Below are 1,921 nucleotides of genomic sequence, written 5' to 3'. Positions count from 1 at the left end.
CCCATTTCTCCATTTTTTTGCTTACCTCCACCTTAATTCCTTCTTTCAAAACTATACCTATCAATCGTTTCCCCTTTTTTTAAGTTTCTTCTCTTTTTGTTAAGAAAGATCCGACTAATGGATAGCTTGATAAGGGGGGTGTCTGACAACTTTTAACGCCTCCCTACTTACCTTTGAGAATGATAATACTTTTGGTTCATGTGTCCTCTTTATTCGCGATCGCTACTAATCCGGCGATCAAACGGCTTGCAACATGAATTCAACCTTGATCGCTTCAAACGGGAACTCTACGCTCCCATCTGCTACACGGCTCAGAATACCGACATTTAAAAGTGCCGTAATATCTCCATGTACTGCTTTAACATCCCGATGTACTCGCCTCGCCGCCTCACGGATAGAAATGGGGCCAGCACCGCACATAGCTTTGAGGAGTTCCCACCGCTTGGCAGTCAGAACTTTCCAGAGAAGTTCGGGGGTAGCAAAACTGATACGAACTTCTTTTTCTGCTCGACCAGTTTTCATCGCTTGAACGGCATCGGCAAGGGTGTCAGTCAAGGAGCGAACTTCAAGAACGACCGTGTTCATAATTCCACCTCAAAATGTCAGAGTTGAAGTCGGCCATCAATTGGTCTGGCGAAGAGAAAGCATAAAGAGACTCCACACCATCGAAATGACGGTGATCGCCTTTACCGCGTTCGTTATCATATCGCAACACACATTTGCCGTTGACTATGTAAGCGAGACGATATTTGTAAGGATGCTCCGATGGCAGAACTGGTTGGGGAACACGCCAGACAGTGACTTCTGCGAATGCGTCTGGGGCTAAGATGACGCGACGACGAATGAGCGCGGTAGCCTTCATGTTGGATATACTAACAACACCTTAGCCTGTTGTCAATGTCCCCAACAGTTAAAAACGCCTCATATTCTTCTATATTTCTCGCTTGAGGGTTGAGATATTGCCCAAAGTGTTGTGTTAAATCAATCTGCATGGTTATTGTATCCTTATTATTCTAACCCTGTTGCATAGTTTTCCATCATCTGCAAAAATTCGGGGTCAATCAATTCCTGATTAGCTTGCAGAATATTGGGTTCCTCACCATTAGCACAAGTGAGCAACTGTTCAATTAAATTAACATAAGCTTGGGCGCGTTGTTCATTCATCGTCTTAACTATGATTTTTGTGATTGTGTGATGGACTATGATTCTTTTCGAGAGAGCGACCCCATGATGTGATATAAGACAATAAATACTCATGATTGTCAAAGATAACCTAATCATAGTCGCTCATTAAATCATTCTAATCATAGTTTTGACATTGAATTATCAAAGACAATCTAATCAAAATCCTCACTTCATCATCTAAATCCTAGCCATGACTTTTATTAATCCCCAATACTCTGAAAGTGAACTAACAGGTAAAATTATTGGTTGTGCAATGGAAGTTCACCGTATCTTAGGAAATGGTTTTCAAGAAGTAATTTATCAACGTGCTTTGGCAAAAGAAATGAACCTACAGGGATTATCTTTTTCGAGAGAACACGAAATGCCGATCTTTTATAAAGATGATCAAATAGGTACAAGACGAGTTGACTTTTTTGTTGAAGGTAAAGTGATGGTAGAATTAAAAGCCGTTATTCAACTTGAAGACGTTCACTTAGCACAAGCTATCAATTATCTCGAAGCTTATGGGTTAGATATTGGATTATTGCTTAATTTTGGAAATATCAGTTTACAGTTTAAAAGAGTTCACAAGCCGAAAAGAAAACCTAACTATAACTATAGCAAAGAGCGGGATAGTTAGGACATAATAGAGAAAAAGAAATGAGGAGAAGCTTTCATGGCAGCACCCTATAGTGATGATTTAAGACAGAAAGCAGTGAGTGCCGTAGAGCGAGGGGAGAAAAAAAGCCATGTCTGT

Annotated in this window: 4 protein-coding genes; 1 reads left to right on the top strand and 3 read right to left on the bottom strand. The window is 40.6% G+C overall.

Features of this window, described 5'->3' with window-relative positions; translation table 11 throughout:
* Positions 1 to 237 precede the first annotated feature (237 nt).
* The 3 genes from ACOCD9_RS21615 to ACOCD9_RS21605 all read right to left on the bottom strand — a co-directional run bounded on the left by ACOCD9_RS21615 (position 238) and on the right by ACOCD9_RS21605 (position 1,164).
* Complete coding sequence (locus tag ACOCD9_RS21615; protein WP_002751511.1) at positions 238 to 585, bottom strand: hypothetical protein; 348 nt, start codon at positions 583 to 585, stop codon at positions 238 to 240.
* The gene (locus tag ACOCD9_RS21610) at positions 566 to 862 is read right to left on the bottom strand and encodes a toxin-antitoxin system TumE family protein (protein ID WP_002751505.1); all 297 of its coding nucleotides are present in this window, start codon (positions 860 to 862) and stop codon (positions 566 to 568) included. Before ACOCD9_RS21610 ends, ACOCD9_RS21615 begins: the two co-directional genes overlap by 20 nt.
* Before the next feature lie 146 nt (positions 863 to 1,008).
* Entirely contained in the window at positions 1,009 to 1,164 is a 156-nt protein-coding gene (locus ACOCD9_RS21605; RefSeq protein WP_002800933.1) for a hypothetical protein, read from the bottom strand.
* A 211-nt stretch (positions 1,165 to 1,375) separates the two neighbouring features.
* On the opposite strand from ACOCD9_RS21605, the gene ACOCD9_RS21600 reads away from it, so the two are divergent.
* The gene (locus ACOCD9_RS21600) at positions 1,376 to 1,804 is read left to right on the top strand and encodes a GxxExxY protein (protein WP_287967608.1); all 429 of its coding nucleotides are present in this window, start codon (positions 1,376 to 1,378) and stop codon (positions 1,802 to 1,804) included.
* The last annotated feature ends 117 nt before the right edge of the window (positions 1,805 to 1,921 follow it).

It is taken from the genome of Microcystis sp. (assembly GCF_048564745.1).
In the GTDB taxonomy this organism is placed as follows: domain Bacteria; phylum Cyanobacteriota; class Cyanobacteriia; order Cyanobacteriales; family Microcystaceae; genus Microcystis; species Microcystis ichthyoblabe_A.
Note: the sequence above shows the minus strand (reverse complement) of the source record. Positions and strands in the feature narration are given on the sequence as shown.